Origin of the sequence: Streptomyces sp. NPDC001027 (assembly GCF_040299045.1) — a bacterium.
Classification (GTDB): Bacteria; Actinomycetota; Actinomycetes; order Streptomycetales; family Streptomycetaceae; genus Streptomyces.
In genome coordinates, this window is record NZ_JBEPBI010000031.1 from 39,536 (window position 1) to 56,517 (window position 16,982).

At 73.3% G+C, this 16,982-nt stretch carries 19 protein-coding genes and 1 pseudogene; 8 read left to right on the forward strand and 12 right to left on the reverse strand.

From position 1 onward, the window contains the following. Positions 1 to 174: 174 nt before the first annotated feature. A complete protein-coding gene (gene groL, locus ABT300_RS12190; protein WP_351674288.1) occupies positions 175 to 1,797 on the forward strand; it encodes a chaperonin GroEL in 1,623 nt (540 codons plus the stop codon). Positions 1,798 to 1,875: 78 nt separating this feature from the next. On the opposite strand, the gene ABT300_RS12195 is transcribed toward groL, so the two are convergent. The 4 genes from ABT300_RS12195 to ABT300_RS12210 form a co-directional block, all read right to left on the reverse strand. Further along, positions 1,876 to 2,547 (reverse strand): Uma2 family endonuclease, encoded by a 672-nt coding sequence (locus ABT300_RS12195; protein ID WP_351674289.1) that lies wholly within the window; start codon positions 2,545 to 2,547, stop codon positions 1,876 to 1,878. Between the two features lie 59 nt (positions 2,548 to 2,606). After that, positions 2,607 to 3,434, reverse strand: a complete 828-nt coding sequence (locus tag ABT300_RS12200; protein ID WP_351674320.1) for a hypothetical protein — start codon at positions 3,432 to 3,434, stop codon at positions 2,607 to 2,609. A gap of 278 nt (positions 3,435 to 3,712) precedes the next feature. Beyond that, on the reverse strand, positions 3,713 to 3,919 hold the full coding sequence (locus tag ABT300_RS12205; RefSeq protein ID WP_351674290.1) for a DUF397 domain-containing protein: 207 nt from the start codon (positions 3,917 to 3,919) through the stop codon (positions 3,713 to 3,715). Next, positions 3,903 to 4,739, reverse strand: a complete 837-nt coding sequence (locus tag ABT300_RS12210) for a helix-turn-helix domain-containing protein (RefSeq protein WP_351674292.1) — start codon at positions 4,737 to 4,739, stop codon at positions 3,903 to 3,905. Before ABT300_RS12210 ends, ABT300_RS12205 begins: the two co-directional genes overlap by 17 nt. A gap of 113 nt (positions 4,740 to 4,852) precedes the next feature. Between ABT300_RS12210 and ABT300_RS12215 the strand changes: the two genes are divergently transcribed. From ABT300_RS12215 to ABT300_RS12225, 3 genes are all read left to right on the forward strand, one after another. Next, positions 4,853 to 5,080, forward strand: coding sequence for a hypothetical protein (locus tag ABT300_RS12215; protein WP_351674293.1), 228 nt, complete (start codon positions 4,853 to 4,855; stop codon positions 5,078 to 5,080). Continuing rightward, positions 5,077 to 5,283, forward strand: coding sequence for a hypothetical protein (locus tag ABT300_RS12220; RefSeq protein WP_351674295.1), 207 nt, complete (start codon positions 5,077 to 5,079; stop codon positions 5,281 to 5,283). The genes ABT300_RS12215 and ABT300_RS12220 overlap by 4 nt, the downstream gene beginning before the upstream one ends. Before the next feature lie 137 nt (positions 5,284 to 5,420). After that, entirely contained in the window at positions 5,421 to 6,548 is a 1,128-nt protein-coding gene (locus ABT300_RS12225) for an NADH:flavin oxidoreductase (protein ID WP_351674296.1), read from the forward strand. Between the two features lie 41 nt (positions 6,549 to 6,589). Here ABT300_RS12225 and ABT300_RS12230 read toward each other — a convergent pair whose 3' ends face one another. The 3 genes from ABT300_RS12230 to murQ all read right to left on the reverse strand — a co-directional run bounded on the left by ABT300_RS12230 (position 6,590) and on the right by murQ (position 9,667). After that, on the reverse strand, positions 6,590 to 7,159 hold the full coding sequence (locus ABT300_RS12230; protein ID WP_351674298.1) for a hypothetical protein: 570 nt from the start codon (positions 7,157 to 7,159) through the stop codon (positions 6,590 to 6,592). Positions 7,160 to 7,251: 92 nt separating this feature from the next. Then, positions 7,252 to 8,715 carry a PTS transporter subunit EIIC gene (locus ABT300_RS12235; protein ID WP_351674300.1) on the reverse strand — a complete coding sequence of 488 codons (1,464 nt, stop codon included), beginning with the start codon at positions 8,713 to 8,715 and terminating at the stop codon, positions 7,252 to 7,254. 16 nt (positions 8,716 to 8,731) lie between these two features. Then, positions 8,732 to 9,667: an N-acetylmuramic acid 6-phosphate etherase gene (gene murQ, locus ABT300_RS12240; RefSeq protein WP_351674302.1), complete on the reverse strand. Its 936-nt coding sequence runs from the start codon at positions 9,665 to 9,667 to the stop codon at positions 8,732 to 8,734. A 262-nt stretch (positions 9,668 to 9,929) separates the two neighbouring features. Between murQ and ABT300_RS12245 the strand changes: the two genes are divergently transcribed. Together ABT300_RS12245 and ABT300_RS12250 are read left to right on the forward strand one after the other, a co-directional pair. Further along, complete coding sequence (locus ABT300_RS12245) at positions 9,930 to 10,313, forward strand: DUF8819 family protein (RefSeq protein ID WP_351674303.1); 384 nt, start codon at positions 9,930 to 9,932, stop codon at positions 10,311 to 10,313. Between the two features lie 7 nt (positions 10,314 to 10,320). After that, on the forward strand, positions 10,321 to 10,635 hold the full coding sequence (locus ABT300_RS12250; RefSeq protein WP_351674305.1) for a DUF4031 domain-containing protein: 315 nt from the start codon (positions 10,321 to 10,323) through the stop codon (positions 10,633 to 10,635). On the opposite strand, the gene ABT300_RS12255 is transcribed toward ABT300_RS12250, so the two are convergent. The 3 genes and pseudogenes from ABT300_RS12255 to ABT300_RS12265 all read right to left on the reverse strand — a co-directional run bounded on the left by ABT300_RS12255 (position 10,625) and on the right by ABT300_RS12265 (position 12,772). Beyond that, positions 10,625 to 11,488 carry a hypothetical protein gene (locus ABT300_RS12255; protein WP_351674306.1) on the reverse strand — a complete coding sequence of 288 codons (864 nt, stop codon included), beginning with the start codon at positions 11,486 to 11,488 and terminating at the stop codon, positions 10,625 to 10,627. The genes ABT300_RS12250 and ABT300_RS12255 overlap by 11 nt on opposite strands. A 112-nt stretch (positions 11,489 to 11,600) precedes the next feature. Then, positions 11,601 to 12,095, reverse strand: a pseudogene (locus ABT300_RS12260) (GNAT family N-acetyltransferase); the annotation flags it as partial. Between the two features lie 32 nt (positions 12,096 to 12,127). Then, positions 12,128 to 12,772, reverse strand: coding sequence for an HD domain-containing protein (locus tag ABT300_RS12265; RefSeq protein WP_351674308.1), 645 nt, complete (start codon positions 12,770 to 12,772; stop codon positions 12,128 to 12,130). Between the two features lie 89 nt (positions 12,773 to 12,861). On the opposite strand from ABT300_RS12265, the gene ABT300_RS12270 reads away from it, so the two are divergent. After that, entirely contained in the window at positions 12,862 to 13,608 is a 747-nt protein-coding gene (locus ABT300_RS12270) for a copper homeostasis protein CutC (RefSeq protein ID WP_351674310.1), read from the forward strand. Between the two features lie 537 nt (positions 13,609 to 14,145). Here ABT300_RS12270 and ABT300_RS12275 read toward each other — a convergent pair. Next, positions 14,146 to 16,110 (reverse strand): HelD family protein, encoded by a 1,965-nt coding sequence (locus ABT300_RS12275; protein WP_452994105.1) that lies wholly within the window; start codon positions 16,108 to 16,110, stop codon positions 14,146 to 14,148. Positions 16,111 to 16,469: 359 nt separating this feature from the next. Between ABT300_RS12275 and ABT300_RS12280 the strand changes: the two genes are divergently transcribed. Continuing rightward, entirely contained in the window at positions 16,470 to 16,649 is a 180-nt protein-coding gene (locus tag ABT300_RS12280) for a hypothetical protein (RefSeq protein ID WP_351674313.1), read from the forward strand. Positions 16,650 to 16,701: 52 nt separating this feature from the next. Here the strand turns inward: ABT300_RS12280 and ABT300_RS12285 are convergent. Then, a partial coding sequence (locus ABT300_RS12285) for a multinuclear nonheme iron-dependent oxidase (protein ID WP_351674315.1) occupies positions 16,702 to 16,982 on the reverse strand: 281 nt, incomplete at its 5' end.

The following is a 16,982-nucleotide window of genomic DNA, read 5'->3' on the forward strand; positions in this document are numbered from 1 at the left end:
GCGAGTGCTAATCATTGGCGTTAGCACTCTGAAGGTGAGAGTGACAACGAAGGACCGGGTCGGTGAGGCCCGCAGGCCAGGTGGGGCAAGGAACCACACGGCCGGCGAGCCGTCCGTCGCGGGCGCGGGCGCGGTCCGAAGGAATCACCCCCAGTCCTGGAGGGACCACTTCACATGGCCAAGATCATCGCGTTCGACGAGGAGGCGCGGCGCGGCCTCGAGCGCGGCATGAACCAGCTCGCGGACGCCGTCAAGGTGACGCTCGGCCCCAAGGGCCGCAACGTCGTCCTCGAGAAGAAGTGGGGCGCCCCCACGATCACCAACGATGGTGTCTCCATCGCCAAGGAGATCGAGCTCGAGGACCCGTACGAGAAGATCGGCGCCGAGCTGGTCAAGGAAGTCGCGAAGAAGACGGACGACGTCGCCGGCGACGGCACGACCACCGCGACCGTCCTCGCCCAGGCCCTCGTCAAGGAAGGCCTGCGCAACGTAGCCGCCGGCGCCAACCCGATGGCTCTCAAGCGCGGCATCGAGAAGGCCGTCGAGGCCGTCTCCGGCGCCCTGCTCGAGCAGGCGAAGGATGTCGAGACCAAGGAGCAGATCGCCTCCACGGCCTCCATCTCCGCCGCCGACACCCAGATCGGCGAGCTCATCGCCGAGGCGATGGACAAGGTCGGCAAGGAAGGCGTCATCACGGTCGAGGAGTCGCAGACCTTCGGTCTGGAGCTCGAGCTCACCGAGGGCATGCGCTTCGACAAGGGCTACATCTCGGCGTACTTCGCCACCGACATGGAGCGTATGGAGGCCGTCCTCGACGACCCGTACATCCTGATCGCGAACTCCAAGATCGCGAGCGTCAAGGACCTGCTCCCGCTCCTCGAGAAGGTCATGCAGGGCGGCAAGCCGCTGCTGATCATCGCCGAGGACGTCGAGGGCGAGGCCCTGTCGACCCTGGTCGTCAACAAGATCCGCGGCACCTTCAAGTCCGTCGCGGTCAAGGCTCCGGGCTTCGGCGACCGCCGCAAGGCGATGCTGAACGACATCGCCATCCTCACCGGCGGCGAGGTCATCTCCGAGGAGGTCGGTCTCAAGCTCGAGAACACGACCGTCGACCTGCTCGGCAAGGCTCGCAAGGTCGTCATCACCAAGGACGAGACGACCATCGTCGACGGCGCCGGCGACTCGGACCAGGTCGCGGGCCGCGTCAACCAGATCCGCGCCGAGATCGAGAACAGCGACTCGGACTACGACCGCGAGAAGCTGCAGGAGCGCCTGGCGAAGCTCGCCGGCGGTGTCGCGGTCATCAAGGCCGGCGCCGCCACCGAGGTGGAGCTCAAGGAGCGCAAGCACCGCATCGAGGACGCCGTCCGCAACGCGAAGGCCGCCGTCGAGGAGGGCATCGTCGCCGGTGGCGGCGTGGCGCTCATCCAGGCGTCCGCCGTCTTCGAGAAGCTGGAGCTCGAGGGTGACGAGGCGACCGGCGCCAACGCCGTGCGCATCGCGCTCGAGGCCCCGCTCAAGCAGATCGCCGTCAACGGTGGTCTCGAGGGTGGCGTCGTCGTGGAGAAGGTCCGCAACCTCCAGGTCGGCCACGGCCTGAACGCCGCGACCGGTGAGTACGTCGACATGATCGCCGAAGGCATCATCGACCCGGCGAAGGTCACGCGTTCCGCCCTGCAGAACGCCGCCTCCATCGCCGCGCTGTTCCTCACCACCGAGGCCGTCATCGCCGACAAGCCGGAGAAGGCCGCCGCGCCCGCCGGCGGCGGCATGCCGGGCGGTGACATGGACTTCTGATCGACCTGACGGTTGATCGCCTGTCCTTCGACCGAGGGCGGCACTTCCCGGAAACGGGGGGTGCCGCCCTCGGGCTTTTCAGTCGGCGAACTGCTTGAGCTGCTCGGTGTCGAGGGTGATGCCTACGGGTGCCGGAAGCGGGACGGTGGCACCCCAGGGGTAGGACACGGACTGCTGGTAGCGGCCGTCCTTGGGCTCACTGAACACGACGGCCGTGTCGTTGTCGCGGTCGATCAGGAGATAGACGGGGATGGCGGCCCCGGCGTAACCGATGGGCTTGTCGACGCGGTCGCGCTGGTCGGTGTCGCGGTCGTGGGAGGTGATTTCCACAGCCATGAGGGCACCATCGGGGGCGGACCACTCCCCGTCTTCCACGAAGTGATTCACCGGCGCGAGGAATCCGTCCGTGCGGGCTCGACCCTTTCGGTAGGCCTCGGCCTTGACGCCGCGTTCCGGTGCGAGGTCCAGATCAGGGCGTTGGTGCATGCACTGGCGCAGCAACCACATGAAGATCGACGTGTGCTTGCCGTCTGGCATCGCCTTGACCTCTAGTTTTCCGTTGACGTACTCCAGCCGGACGGTCTCCGGCGCCCGGCGCTCCAACTCTTCGAAGTCCTCGACGCCGAGGGGGTCCCTGGTGCGGACCCGGCCGTCGACGAACTCGAGCCGCACATGCTCGGGTGCCGCCGCGCTGAGGTCCTCGAAGTCCTGGATCGACATCTGCGGGCGTTCGGCGGTGCTGGGGGTCATGGCTTCGCCTCCTTCCCTCCATCGTGCCCCGGGGTGACGTCGTCGGACCGTGGGAGCCGTCATACGGGTGTCCTTTCCTGCCGTTTCCTGGACATGGCAGCTCGGATCTCCCCCGCGCGGGCGCGGATCGCGGGGGCGGGCGGGAGTGCGGCGGGGCGCGTGGGCGTGCGCTCGCCGAGACAGCCGCGGCATACGCCTCCCGGCAGGGCCTCGGGTCGTCCCGGCACTCGGCACTCCGCGCACTCCAGCATCCGGCGGGGTGGGCGCGGGGCGGGTCGCTCCGGCGGGAGTTTGTCCGTCAGGCGGCGGCGGAGCAGGGCCGCCGGGCTGTGGACGGGGGTGGGCAGGCCCGCGGTGAGGGCGGCCAGCAGTGTCTCCTCCGTCGCTCCTCGCGCGAACCACTCCTCTGCCAGCGGGGCGAGCTGCGCGCAGTCGGCGGCGGAGAGGGAGAGGACGGGGGCCGTACGGCCGAGGGCGGCCAGGAGGATGTGGGCGCGGGAGCGGGTGGTGGGCGGGGCCCGTTCGGGTTCCGGGGCGTCTTCCGGTACGCCGCCCCGCGTGAACGTCACCCACCAGCCGTCGTCGCGTGCGGTACGGGTGAACCACGTTCGGGTGATCCAGCGGAATTCGCCCGAGGTGGTCTCCATGCGCTCCCGGCCCCGCCTCAGATGCCCGGCCTGCTGGATGCGGTTGAGGGCGGTCCGCAGGGCGCACTGTCCGTACGGGAGCTGCTTGGCCAGCGTCTTCACGGAGATGTCGGTGCCGTCGGGCAGCCGGTCGAGGTACGCGGCGATAGCCGCTTTGCGGGGCGGGAGGTGCGCGAAGTCGTGGTTCGTGCGGGGCAGTTGCCCTGGAGCGGCGCGCTTTCCGTAACCCGGATTGGCCATCGGGTGCGGGGTCGCCTGCGCGGGCAGGGGGACGGCGCTAAGCTTGGCGTCAGCCACGGATCGACTCTTTCTCGATCTAGTAGGTCAGGCCCCCGTCGGTGTTGGTAGCACCGGGCGGGGGCTGTTTCGTCGTCCGCACGCTAGAGCGTGGTGACCTTCCGTGGCAAATCGGTCGCTCCGCGTCAACTGGCCGGGTGGGAGGGTGGGTTGAAACCCTCCACCCAATCCAGGCAAAGAGGGCTCGGAGCTGGACGCTTGAGCTTCGGGGCGGGCGCCGATCAGCCGGCCTTGAGGTTTTCGACGAACGCGGACCAGGCCTCCGCCCGGAACGCGAGCCTCGGGCCGAGGGGGGCCTTGGAGTCCCGGACGCGGACGGGGGCGGGGGAGGGGGCGGGCGTGGGGTGGCCCGGGGCTACTTCGAGGCATTCGCCGCCGCTGCCGCCGCTGTACGTCGACTTGCGCCAGGTGTCAGGGGTGTTCCTCATGGGCGTAATCCTGCGCCATGGCATCCAGCAGAGCCAAGGAGCGGTCTGGCGAGAGCGCGCAGGCCACGAGCAACTCGAACGAACGCCGGTGGTGTCTCACGGTGGTGGGGTCATCGTCGAGCCGCCCGGTGCCGACCGCCTCGAAGTAGAGCAGAGGAGGGGCGTCGTCGAAGTCCATCAGCTTGATGGCGCCCTCCATGGAGGCGTGCGCACCGGCCTCGAACGGCAAGACCTGCACGATGGCCCGGTTGCGACGGGCCACTGCGACCACATGGCGCAGGGCTTCCGCCATCACCTCGTACCCGCCTGTCACGCGACGCAGCGCGGCCTCGTCAATCACCGCCCACAACAAAGGCTCTGTTGGACTGTCGAGGATGCGGGCCCGGTCCACCCGGAGCGACACAAGCTCATCGATCTTCGTCTCCGAGCCTGTCGGCCGGTATGCGCGGAAAACTGCCCGTGCGTACGCGGGCGTCTGAAGCAGCCCCGGGATCAGCAGGGGCGCGTACTGCCTGATCGCTACGGCCTGCGCCTCCGCGTCGGCGGCCTCCGCGAAGTGCTCTGGATGCTTCGACTTGGCTGCGACCCGGCAGTTGCGCGCGAAGAAGTCCGTCTCCAGCGCTCCGTCCAGCATGCGTGCGCACTCTGGTTGCATGCGCCGCGTACCAGTCTCCAACTGCCCGATGAACGATCCACTCACGAACAACAGTTGGCCCAGTTGCTCCTGGCTGAGCCCTTTTCTCTCACGCGCGTGCCGCAGTTCCGCCCCCAGTAGGGCGCGGGGCGAGGATGACGGGTCGAGGTCCTTCGGGCCGGACACGGGTACCCCCTGGTCCTACAGACGGTGTTGTTGGGACGCCGTATCTCGCCAGGCTAGAGGCGGGGCGGCCACGCTGTGTGGTGAACGGGAACACTCAGCGTGGAGGGATGGGCATGGTGGAGACGACGACGGGTGACCGGCCCGCGCGGACGGTCCAGGAGGCCGTCGAGCAGTTGCGGGCCGCGCTGGGCGGGGCGGGGATCGTCCTGCCGTCGCTGCGGATCGACCCCGTGTCGGGCGCGCACGGCGACCCGTACGCCCTGGTGGACCTGGGCCGCTGCAACCTCGTCGTGGCCTCGCGTGTCGCGGCCGCCCTGCGCCGGGCGGGAGGGGAGGCGTGAGGTACGTCCTGGACACGCGCAGCGGCCGGATCGGCGAGGTCATGGAGCGGTCGGAGGGCGCGGTCGTGCTGCGGCCGGTGGGCGGCGGACGGGAGTGGGACTGTCCGCCGGAGGACGTGGGGGAGGCGTCCGCGGACGAGGTGCTGAGGGAGCGGGTCCGCCGGCTGAACCGTGACGCGGTGGAGCGCGGCTCTGTCCCGTAGGGGGCGCGTGGCCGGGATCACAGGGGCGGGTTCGCAGGGGGTGGAATGGGCCGGGGGCCCGGGGTGTTGCGTGGGGAGCGCACTCGATGCGTGTGCACATACCAGCCGGTTCACCGTCGTCCTGAGGAGTCCCCCACGTGAGCATCACGCCGCCCGCCGCCAGCCGCGCCGCCGAGATCCTTTCCCGTCCGGTGTCCATCAACGGACTCACCGTCCCGAACCGCATCGCCATGGCCCCCATGACGCGCATGTTCTCCCCGGACGGCGTTCCCGGCGAGGACGTCGTGTCGTACTACGGCCGTCGCGCCGCCGCCGGCGTCGGTCTCATCGTCACCGAGGGCACCTACGTCGGACACGAGTCCGCCGGGCAGAGCGACCGGGTTCCGCGGTTCCACGGGGACGAGCAGCTCGCGGGCTGGGCGAAGGTCGCGGAGGCCGTGCACGCGGGCGGCGGGAAGATCGTGCCGCAGCTGTGGCACATCGGCATGGTGCGCAAGCAGGGCGAGCCGCCGTACGCGGACGCGCCCGCCGTCGGGCCCTCCGGCGTCCGGCTGGACGGCACCGAGGGCGCCGGCAAGGCGATGACCCAGCGCGACCTGGACGACGTCATCGGCGCGTTCGCCGAGGCCGCGGCCGCCGCCGAGCGCATCGGATTCGACGGCGTCGAGCTGCACGGCGCCCACGGCTACCTCCTCGACCAGTTCCTGTGGGCCGGCACCAACCGCCGGACCGACGCCTACGGCGGCGACCTGGTGGCCCGCACGAAGTTCGCCGCCGAGATCGTGGCCGCCGTCCGCGCGACCGTCTCCGCCGAGTTCCCGGTCGTCTTCCGCTACTCGCAGTGGAAGTCGGACGCCTACGACGCCCGTCTCGCCGAGACCCCCGAGGAGCTGGAGGCCCTCCTCACGCCGCTCGCCGCCGCCGGCGTCGACGCCTTCCACGCCTCCACCCGCCGCTACTGGATCCCGGAGTTCGACGGCTCGGACCTCAACCTCGCGGGCTGGACGAAGAAGCTCACCGGCAAGCCCGCCATCACGGTCGGCTCCGTCGGCCTCGACGGCGACTTCCTCAGGGGCTTCGCGGGCGAGGGCGCGCCGGTCAAGGGCATCGACGACCTCCTCGACCGTCTGGAGCGCGACGAGTTCGACATGGTGGCCGTCGGCCGCGCGCTGCTCCAGGACCCGCAGTGGGCGGCCAAGGTGCTCGGCGGCCGGCTCGACGAGCTGAAGCCCTACGACGCCGCCGCGCTGCGCACCCTGAGCTGAGCCTCGGCTCGGCTGCCCCGTCCCGCCGGGGGCGGGGTCGCTCAGAGATTGCCGAGCGGCTCGATGTCGACCTTCACCGGGGTGCCCCAGATCCGCAGGACCTCGTAGTCGGTGAACTCGTGCACGAGCCGGTAGGCCATCGCGGGGCGGGACCCCCGGCGCAGGGCGGCGATGTACAGCTCCGCCTCGCGCCGGTCCCGCCGCGGTGTTCCGCAGAGCTGCCACTCCTGGCCGTTCCACAGCTCCGCCAGCCAGCGCTGCTGGGGCTGCGGGCGGTCGGCACGGGTGCCGTACCGCGAGGGGGCGGGGGAGATGTGCGGCGCCTGCGGCGGCGGGCCGTTGAACTCGGCGCGCCGGGCTGCCCGGCGGCGCGTCTCGCACAGCAGGCACAGATCGGCGGCGGCCTGGTCGACCGGGCCGTACGGGTGCTCGGCACAGCGGGTCGTCGGGGCGGCGCCGACCACGCTGTCGTCCAGCAGCTCCAGCGCCCGCCGCAGATCGGCCTTGACCTCGTGCAGCCGGGCGTCCGGGGTGTCGGTGGTGAGGGCGTCGCCGTGTTCGCCGAGAACACGCAGGGCACGGCCGAGCGCGGTGAGCTGGGCGTGGTTCATGGCCCCAAGGGTAGGGCTCGCCCCGCCGAACGACGGCTCTCGCCGACTGGCCGGCCGGCGTCCGCGGGAGCGGCCTCAGGGCGGGGGCGGCCTCAGGGCGGGGTGGGGGCCGTGCGGGGCGGGGCGGGGGTGTTCGGGGGTGTGGCGTCCACGGCCGTGGACGCGGTCGTCGCCGCGGGGGACAGGGCTGCGGCTGCCGCCCGGACGCCGCCGAAGGCGTAGGTGGCGGCGAAGCCGACCGCGTACCCCGTCAGCAGGCCGCCCGCGTAGACCGCCGCCGTGACGCCCGGCCCCCGGTCGCCCGCCAGCAGCGGGAACAGGGCCCAGCCCGACGGGCCGATCGCCGTCGCCCCGACCCGGTCGCCGAGCATCGCGAAGAACCCGATGAAGGCGCCCCCGGCCGCGCCGCCCGCGCAGGCGGTGAGAAAGGGGCGGCCCAGCGGCAGGGACACCCCGTAGATCAGCGGCTCGCCGACGCCCAGCAGCCCGGCGGGCAGCGCCGACCTGATCGTCGTCCGCAGCGCCACGTCGTCGCGCAGCCGGACGTACACCGCCGCCGCCGCGCCGACCTGGCCCGCGCCCGCCATCGCCAGCACCGGCAGCAGGACCGTGTACCCCTGCTGCTCGATGAGCGTGGTGTGGACGGGGATCAGGGCCTGGTGGAGGCCCAGCGTCACCAGCGGCAGGAAGAGGCCGCCGAGCAGCAGACCGGCGAACGCGCCCGTCGTCGTCAGCAGCCAGTTCGCCGCCGTGCCGATGGCCGCCGAGACGGCGCCGGCCGCGTACATCAGCCCGTACAGGGTGCCGAGGCCGGCGACCAGGACCGTCAGGGCGGGGGTCAGGAGCACGTCCAGCGTCTCCGGGACCCGGCCGCGGCACTGCTTCTCCACGTACGTCGCCAGCAGCGCGGCCGCCAGCGCGCCGAGAACGCCGCCCTGCCCGGGAGCCAGCGTCACCCCGAACGCCGTCACCTTCGCGACGCCCGGGTGGACCACGATCGCCGCGACCGCGCCGCCCAGGACCGGTGTGCCGCCGAACTCCTTCGCCGTGTTGTGGCCGACGAAGACGGCGATCAGCGCCATGAAGCCGGAGGCGATCGCGGTCAGCGCCGGCGTGAGCCCCGGCAGCAGGCCCGCGTTGAGGAGCAGGCCGTTGACGCCGGCCAGGATCCCGCAGCCGACGAGGGCCGGGACGAGGGGGACGAAGACGGCGCCGAGGCGGCGCAGGGCGCTCTTCAGCGGGGTCGCGTTGCGCTCGCGCTGCCGCGCCTTCAGCCCGGCGCCGCGTGCCGCCAGCCGGTGTGCGGCCGTCAGCTTCTCGAAGTCGGCCGTCACCCGCGTCACCACGCCCGGTCCGAGGACGACCTGGAAGGCGCCGTCGGCGACCACGACCCCGAGCACCCCGGGCACCGCCCGCAGCGCCGCCTCGTCCGCCCGGGACGGATCGGCGAGGTCCAGTCGCAGCCGGGTCATGCAGTGGGCGACGGACAGGACGTTCGCGGGGCCGCCCACGAGGGGCAGGATCGCGGCGGCTGTGGAGGAGGAGTCGATGCGCACCCCCCGAGCGTGCGGCTCAGCGGCCCGCCGCGGTGAGAGCGGCGCGCAGATGTCCCCCGGACTCCTCCAGAAGGCGGGCGGCGGCCGACCCGTCCACCCCCGCCAGCACCACCAGGATCGCGGCCTTCACCTCGCCGTCCGCCGCCGCGAGCGCCGCCTCGATCTCGTCGTCCGCCGCGCCCGTCGCCAGGGCGACGATCCGCCGCGACCGGGCGCGCAGCTTGTCGTTGGAGGCGCGGACGTCGACCATCAGGTTCCCGTACGTCTTGCCCAGCCGGATCATCGTGATCGTCGAGACCATGTTCAGCACCAGTTTCTGCGCGGTGCCCGCCTTCAGCCGCGTCGAGCCGGTGAGCAGCTCGGGGCCCACCACCACCTCGATCGCGTGCTCGGCGGCGGCCGCCAAGGCGCTGCCCGGATTGCAGGCCAGCGCGACGGTCAGCGCGCCGCGGGCACGGGCGTGGCGCACCGCGCCGACGGCGTAGGGAGTGCGGCCCGAGGCGGAGACGCCGATCACGGTGTCGTCGGGGGTGAGGGAGAGCGCGGTGAGATCCGCCTCGGCGAGCTCGGGGGAGTCCTCGGCGCCCTCGACCGGGACGGTCATGGCCGGCGGCCCGCCGGCGATCACGCCGACGACCTGGCCCGGGGCGGTGCCGAAGGTGGGCGGGCACTCGGAGGCGTCGAGCACGCCGAGCCGTCCCGCGGTGCCCGCGCCCGCGTAGACCAGCCGTCCGCCGCGCGCCATCCGCGCCGCCGTCGCGTCGACGACGACGGCGATGCGCGGGAGCTGGGCGGCCACGGCGGCTGCGACGCCGGCGTCCTCCGCGTTCATCAGCTGGGCGATGTCGAGCGTGGGGAGGCGGTCGATCTCGGCGAGGTCGGGGCGGAAGGCCTCGGTGGTGAGGGTGTCTAGCGCGGTGCGCAGATCCTGGGAGCCGGCACTGGAGTTCATGGCGTTTCCGGTTCTCTCTCGTCGGCAGGGGCGGCAGGGGCGGCAGGGATGGCAGGGATGCCAGGGACGGCATGGGGCAGGCGGGGCGGCGGTGGGCGCCGCAGGGACTCCGCAACATCTACCGCCGTCGGTGGGGCGAGGTCTCGTACGACGCGGCCGGAGCCGGCGCGGAGCTCGCCCGCGCGGCCGGAGCCGGGGGAGTGGGCGGCATAGGAAACGCATCTCTGTCCGGGAGCGGGCCGGGAGTGCGCACAATAGGGGCATGGACCCCACGAGCCCCCTGGAACAGACCCTGCACACGGCGCGTGCCCTGGTGCTCGCCGACCTGGCCTCGGGCGAGGTGGCCGCGGCCGACGTGGTGTCGATGGTCGAGGACTCGGTCGTGCAGCGCCGCTGGTGGGTCGAGCAGTGGCCGGACGGCGCGGCGTTCGTGGCCGGTCTGGTGGCCCAGGACGTGCAGGACGCGCTGCTGGAGCGGTACGGGCGCTGGCCGCTGTGCCCGGTCTGCGGCTCCGGCGACCCGCACGCCCTCGAGGTCGAGCCCGAGCTGGGTCCCGACCCGCACTGGGTGTGCCACAAGGCGGGGGTGAAGGTCGCCTCGGTGGGCTCGCTGGGGTCGGCCGTGGGGGGCGGGCCGTCCTCGTGAGGCGCTCATGACCGTCTACATCGATCCGCCGAACTGGCCGGGGCACGGCCGGATGTGGTCGCATCTGGTCAGCGATGTCTCGTATGCCGAACTGCAGGCGTTCGCCGATCGGTTGGGCGTCCCCCGGCGGGCCTTCGAACGCGACCACTACGACATCCCGTCCCCTCGCTACGACGAGGTGGTGGCGGCCGGCGCGGTCGAGGTGAGCAGCCGTGAGGTGGTGCGGCTGCTGACGGAGTCCGGCCTGCGCCGACGCAAGGGCGGCGGCCGGGAAGGGGTCCGGGAAGGGGTCCGCGGGGACGGCGGCGGCGTCAGCTGCTGAAGACCGGTTCCATGGTGTGCCACCAGGCCGCGAGGCTCGTGTGGTCGGGGCCGCTGATCTGGACCAGCGCGGGGCGGTCGTAGTACGAGCAGAGGAAGACGTACTGCCCGGTGCTGGAGAGGAAGCAGACGACGTCCCCGGCGGAGTCGCCGGTGTTGTTCTCGCGCCAGGCGCCGTAGACGTTGGTCTGCGACTCGCAGTTCCCCGGCTGCAGACGGGCGGCGTAGGACTGGAAGACGGCGTCACGGTCGGACTTGGTGTCGTACATGATGACGCTCGCCTTGCCGGCGCCCGAGACGCCGTACTGGTCGACCGTGGTCACCGTGCAGAACAGGGCGGCGTCCGCGCCCCGCCACTCGGTGTGCGAGCAGCTGTCGCGCGACCACTGGTCGCTGTTGAGCGTGTCGCGCAGGGCGCGCTCGCTCGCGGTCAGCCCGTCGCTCCCGCCGCCGCCGTCAGTGCCGCCGCTGTCCGTGCCGCCGCCCTCGGAGCCGCCGTCGGACGTGCCGCCGGAGTCGGAAGGACTGGGGCTGCCGCCGCTCGTGGTCCCGTCGCTCGCCCCCTCCGCGGCGCCGTCCGTCGTCGTCCCGTCCGTGCCGCCGTCGCCCGTCGTGGAGCCCGAAGCGGAGTCGCCGCCGGAGACGGATCCGGAGGCCGAACCGGAACCGGAAGTGGAACCGGAGCTCGAGCCGCCGGTCCCGCCGCCCCCGCCTCCGTGGGACGACTGGTAGATGCCCACGACGGCGAGCACCGAGCTGACGACGACCCCGATGATGGCCCACCGCAGGCTCTGCCGGGCCAGCCGGTGGGGGTCGGGAGGATCCGGTGGCGTGGACGGGCCGGTCGTGCTCATGACGTTCCCCCGTTTCCCCCGGCGTGCGCGACCGCGCGCGGCGCGGCCGTGTCGGAATTATCCGAAGCGGAAGGCGTGCGCCGGGAGCCGAAGGGACGAAGATCGGCCGCGGCTACGTCAGCTGCGGTCGGACGCGCAGCTCATACGCGTACTCCCCCTCGCCTTCGCCGACCCGGACGAAGCCGGCCCGTTCGAGCACGGCCCGCGAGGGGGCGTTGACGTGTTCGACGACCGCGAACAGGCGTCGTACGTCGTCCCGCGCCGAGGCCCATCCGGCGAGCGCGCGCAGGGCCTCGGTCGCGTAGCCCCGGCCGCGGGCGGCCTCGACCAGGTCGTAACCGATCTCCGTGCGGCCGTCGTCGTCGGGGGCCGCGTGGAAGCCCATGCTGCCGACGGCCAGGCCGTCCGACCGCCGCACGAGGACGTACAGGCCGAACTCCGGGCGGTGCACGCCGGCCGCGTACGCCGTGGTCAGCATTCCGGCGGCGTCCCGGGTGCCCTCGAACGGGGCGCCCCCGAGCCAGCTGAAGCCTCCGCCGCCGCCCGCCCGCAGCCCGGCGGCGACGGTGGGGGAGACGCCCACGAGGGTGAGCCGCCCGGCGGGGATTCGCGGGGCGGCGGGCTGCTGCGCGGCGGCGGTCATGAGGCCAGCAGCTCCAGCTCGGCGCGCAGGTTGTAGCGGGCGGTGTCCTCCCAGTGCTCGCTCCCGTACGGCGTCCTGAACAGGCGGGGCAGGGCGAGGAGTCGGCGCAGGACGTCCGAACGTCCGGCGCGGAAGGCGTCGTTCGGCACGAAGGAGTACTCCTCGCGGACGGCGGCGGTGTAGGCGGCGTACGCGGACGGCGGCGACGCGAGGATCGCGAGGTCGGCGTCGCACAGGACCCGGCCGTCGGGGTCGTCGTCGGCCGGGTCGTGGCTGACCGTGAGCCGGACGAGCCGCGCGACCTCGGCGGTCCTGTCCGCGGGCACGCCGGCCTCGGCGAGGGCGCGCTCGGCGAGACGGGCGGACCGCTCCTCGTTCTCGGAGCGGTCGGGAAGATAGACGGCGTCGTGGAACCAGGCGGCCAGCCGGACGACGTCCGGGTCGGCGGCGTGCGCCCGCAGGACGTCGACGCGGTCGAGGACGTCGGTGAGGTGGGTCAGCGTGTGGTAGCGGCGCTGGGGCTCCTGCCAGCGGGCGAGGAGGGCGTCGGCGTAGGGCGCGGGGTCGGCGCCGCCGCCCGGACCCCGGACCCCTTCCAGGGCGTGGCTGAAACGGGTGCGCAGCGCGTCGAGATCGGCCATGGCCTCATTGTCCCGCCGACCGGCGTATTCTTAAATTGGACTAGACCTATAAGCGCGCCCGGGTGCGGAACGCCGACGAATGGGGACCCATGAGCAAGCGTGCAGTGCTGGAGGTGATCGCCCTCGACGCCGAGGACGCGGTCGCCGCCCAGGCCGGAGGCGCGGACCGCCTCGAGCTGGTCACCGACATGGCCGCCGACGGGCTCACCCCGCCGGTCGCGGTCTTCGCCGGAATCCGGGCCGCCGTCGACCTCTCGCTGCGCGTGATGCTGCGCCTGTCCGACGGCTTCGCGGCCGGCGACGTCGACCGCCTCGTGCGGGCCGCCGCCGATCTGCGCGCGGCCGGCGCGCGGGAGTTCGTGCTCGGCTTCCTCGACGCGCAGGGCGCGGTGGACCTGAGCGCGGTGGAGCGGATCGTCGCCGAGCTGGACGGCTGCCGCTGGACCTTCCACCGCGCCCTCGACCACGCCGCCGACCGCGACGCCCTGCGCAAGCAGCTGGACGGCCTGCCGGGACTGGACGCCTACCTCACCGCCGGCTCCCCGGCCGGGGTCGACGCGGGGCTGCCCACCCTGCTCGCCGAGGCCGCCCGGCACGGCGAACCGGGCTACGAGCAGCGCCTCCTCGTCGGCGGCGGCCTGCGCCTCGACCACCTCCCGCGGCTGCGGGCCGCCGGGATCGACGCCTTCCACATCGGCGGCGCGGCCCGCCCGGACGGCTGGTCCGGCCCGGTGTCGGCCCACGCCGTGCGCGAGTGGCGCCGTGCGGTGGACGGCGAGCACACCGAACCGGCGCCGCACACCGCCCCGACGGCGCGCGCGGGGCAAGCCGGCTAGGCCGACTGCGCCGCAAGGCGGGGAGCCCGAGCCGACGGGGCGTGGGGCACGCGAGCCCGCGGGCGTCGGAGGTGTGCGAGCCCGCTGGGCGTGGGGCGTGGGGCACGCGAGCCCGCGGGGCGTGGGGCGTGGGGGGCGCGAGCCCGCGGGGTATGGGGGGCGAGCCGGAGGAGGCGTGCGGGAGGGTGGGTGGATCCCGTCGACCCCCGGGGCATCCCTGGCCCGCCGCCCGCCGCCCGCCGCCCGCCGCCCGCCGCCCGCCGCCCGCCGCCCGCCGCTCGCCGCCCGCCGCCTGTCTCGGCCCGGTGGGTCGCCCGGCCTGTCGCGCGTTTGCCGGGTCTGCCGCCCGGCCGCGCGCCTGTCCGGCCCGTCGGCCCGTCGCTTGTTTCGGCCCGGTGGGTCGCCCGGCCTGTCGCGCGTTTGCCGGGTCCGCCGCCCGGCCGCGCGCCTGTCCGGCCCGTCGGGCCCGGCCGGTTCGGGACCCTGGCCGGTCCGGGGACCCGGCCGGTGGGGCCCCGGGGGCGGCCGGGGGTCGGGTCAGGTGAGCTGGTGGGGCAGTGAGGCCGTGTGGGTGACGAGGAGGCCGGAGACCGCTCGGGTCAGGGTCACGTACAGGCGGCGCAGGCCCGTCCGCTCGTCGGGCTCCCCGTCGACCACGGCCTGCGGTTCGTCCAGGACGACGTAGTCGTACTCCAGGCCCTTGGCCAAGGACGCCGGGACCAGCGTGAGGCGGGTTTCGGCCGTCGTCTCCTCGCCCGGGGCCAGCCACGGGACGCCCGCCGCCGCCAGCGCCTCGGCCAGCGCCGGGATCCGGGCGTCGGCCGCGATCAGGCCCGTCGAGCCCTCGTTGCGCAGCAGCTCCTCGCAGGCCGCGACGACGTCCGCCGTGTCCGCGACCTCCCGGAGGTCGAAGAAGCCCGGGTTCTCACGGACCGACGCCACGGGGGCGAGGCCCGGCGCGATGTGCGGCAGCAGCCGGGAGGCGTAGACGATCACGTCCGTCGGGACGCGGAAACCAGCCGTCAGCTCCTCGACCACGGCGTCCGCCTTGCCGAGGTGCCCGAGGGCCTCCTCCCAGCTCCGGGTCGCCCACGGCGTGGTGCCCTGCGCCAGATCGCCCAGCACCGTCGCCGAACCCGTCGTGCAACGGCGGCCGACCGCCCGGTACTGCATGGGCGACAGGTCCTGCGCCTCGTCGAGGACCACATGGCCGAGCGAGTGCGTTCGCTCCACCAGGTCCTTCGCCTCGTCGATCAGCACCGCGTCCGCCGCCGACCACCTGGCCGCCTTCACGGACCGCGCGGGCTTCACCGCCAGGATCGTCTTCTGCTCCAGCTCGCTCAGCACGCCGTCCGCGTGCTCGGCGAGGAACTCCGCGTCGTTAAGCAGCCGCAGCACCAGCTTCGCCGGGTCGACGGCCGGCCAGGCCTCCTTCACCACCGCCTTCACCGCGCTGTTGCGGGCCACGGCATCCTGCACCCGGTCGTCCGGGGCCTCGCCCGAGCGTTCCATCTGCACCAGCACAGCGTGCGCGATGCGCTGCGGCAAGGCGTCCCGGGCGGCCCCGTACCGGATGTCCCGGCCGAGCAACTCCCTCACCATCCCCTCGAGTTCGTACGCCGGCACCCGCCAGCGCCGCGACCCGCGCACCACGACGAGCGGTTCGGCCGGCATCCGCACCTGCGCGTAGACGGCCCGCCGCAGCACCTGCGCCATCCGCGCGTCGCCCTTGACGAGCGCCGCCGCCGCGTCGTCCTCGCCCCGCACCTCCACATGAGCCACCAGATCGTCCACCGTGCCCTGGCGGACCGTCAGCTCGCCCAGCGCCGGCAGCACCTGCTCGATGTAGTGGAGGAAGGACCGGTTCGGCCCGATGACCAGCGTGCCGGTGCGAGCGAGCCGCTCACGGTGGGCGTACAGCAGATACGCCACCCGGTGCAGACCGACCGCCGTCTTCCCGGTCCCCGGACCGCCCTGCACGCACACCGTGCCGCCCAGCCCGCTGCGCACGATCTCGTCCTGCTCGGGCTGGATGGTGGCGACGATGTCCCGCATCGGGCCCACACGCGGCCGCTCGATCTCCTGCTGGAGCAGCTTGCTGGTGGCGGCGGCCTCGGTGGGGTCGGAGAGATGCTCGTCCTCGTACGCGGTGATGTCCCCGCGGGTGTAGCCGAAGCGGCGGCGCAGCCCGACGTCCATCGGGTCCTTCTTCGACGCCCGGTAGAACGGCTGCGAGACCGGCGCACGCCAGTCGATGACCATCGGGTCGCCGTCGCCGTCGTGCACATGGCGACGCCCGATGTAGAACTTCTCGCCTTCCGCGCCCTCCGCCCGGTCCGCGCCGGGCGCGTGCAGGTAGTCGAGCCGGCCGAAGAACAGCGGGGTGTCGCTGAGATCGGCGAGCGCCTTGATCCGTTCCCCGATCTGCCGCTCCAGGATCTGGGCGTTGACCCAGTTCGCGGTGACGTCGCTGATGTCGAGGGCCTCGACGTCCTCCCGCATCGCGCGCAGGGCGGCGCGGGAGGAGGAGAGATGGCCGCGTTCGCGGGCGAGGGGGTCGTCGTCGGGCGTGCGGGACGAGGACGGCGTGGACAAGGGGGTGCCTCCGGGCCGGCTGGGGGTGGGCTACGGCGATTGCCGTCCGGTTTCCGTCCGGACGGCGGCGCTCCGAGGGGAGGCGGGCAAGAGCGGAGATTCTAGGTGAGCCGCCGAAGCCGCGCCAACGCGTTTACCCGGCGCCCCGGAGGGACGCGCCTGCGACCCGTAGGGGACGCCGGCGCCCACAGGTGTACCCAGGGACTACGCCGAATGGGGACCTGGGACCGATGCCGCCCTTATGCCCCCGCGCGCACCATGGAGTCATGAGTGCAGCGACCATCACCCCGGCCCCCGGTCGCCCGTCCGGCGCGACCCCCCTGTCCGACCACCGCCGACACCGCCTCGGCGACGCCCTGCGCGCGGTGAAGGTCTTCGTCGGCGCCGCCTTCGACGTGATCGTCCTCGGCGAGTACCGCGAGGAGGCGGGCGTCCGCCGCAGGTGAGGACCTGCGGGACCGCCTCACGCCGCGCGCGGCGACCATCGGCGCCGTCCGCTCAGCCCTCCGCCAGCAGCTCGTCCGCGTCCATGATCCGGTACGCGTACCCCTGCTCCGCCAGGAACCGCTGGCGGTGCGCCGCGAAGTCCTGGTCGATGGTGTCCCGCGCCACGACCGAGTAGAAGTGGGCCTGGTGCCCGTCCGCCTTGGGACGCAGCACCCGGCCGAGCCGCTGCGCCTCCTTCTCACCTCGGTTGACGTGGTTGGTGTGCAGGTTGGCGACGTCGATGAGCAGGCGCACACCGGTGCGGTCGGCCAGCTCGTACAGGAACTGTCCCT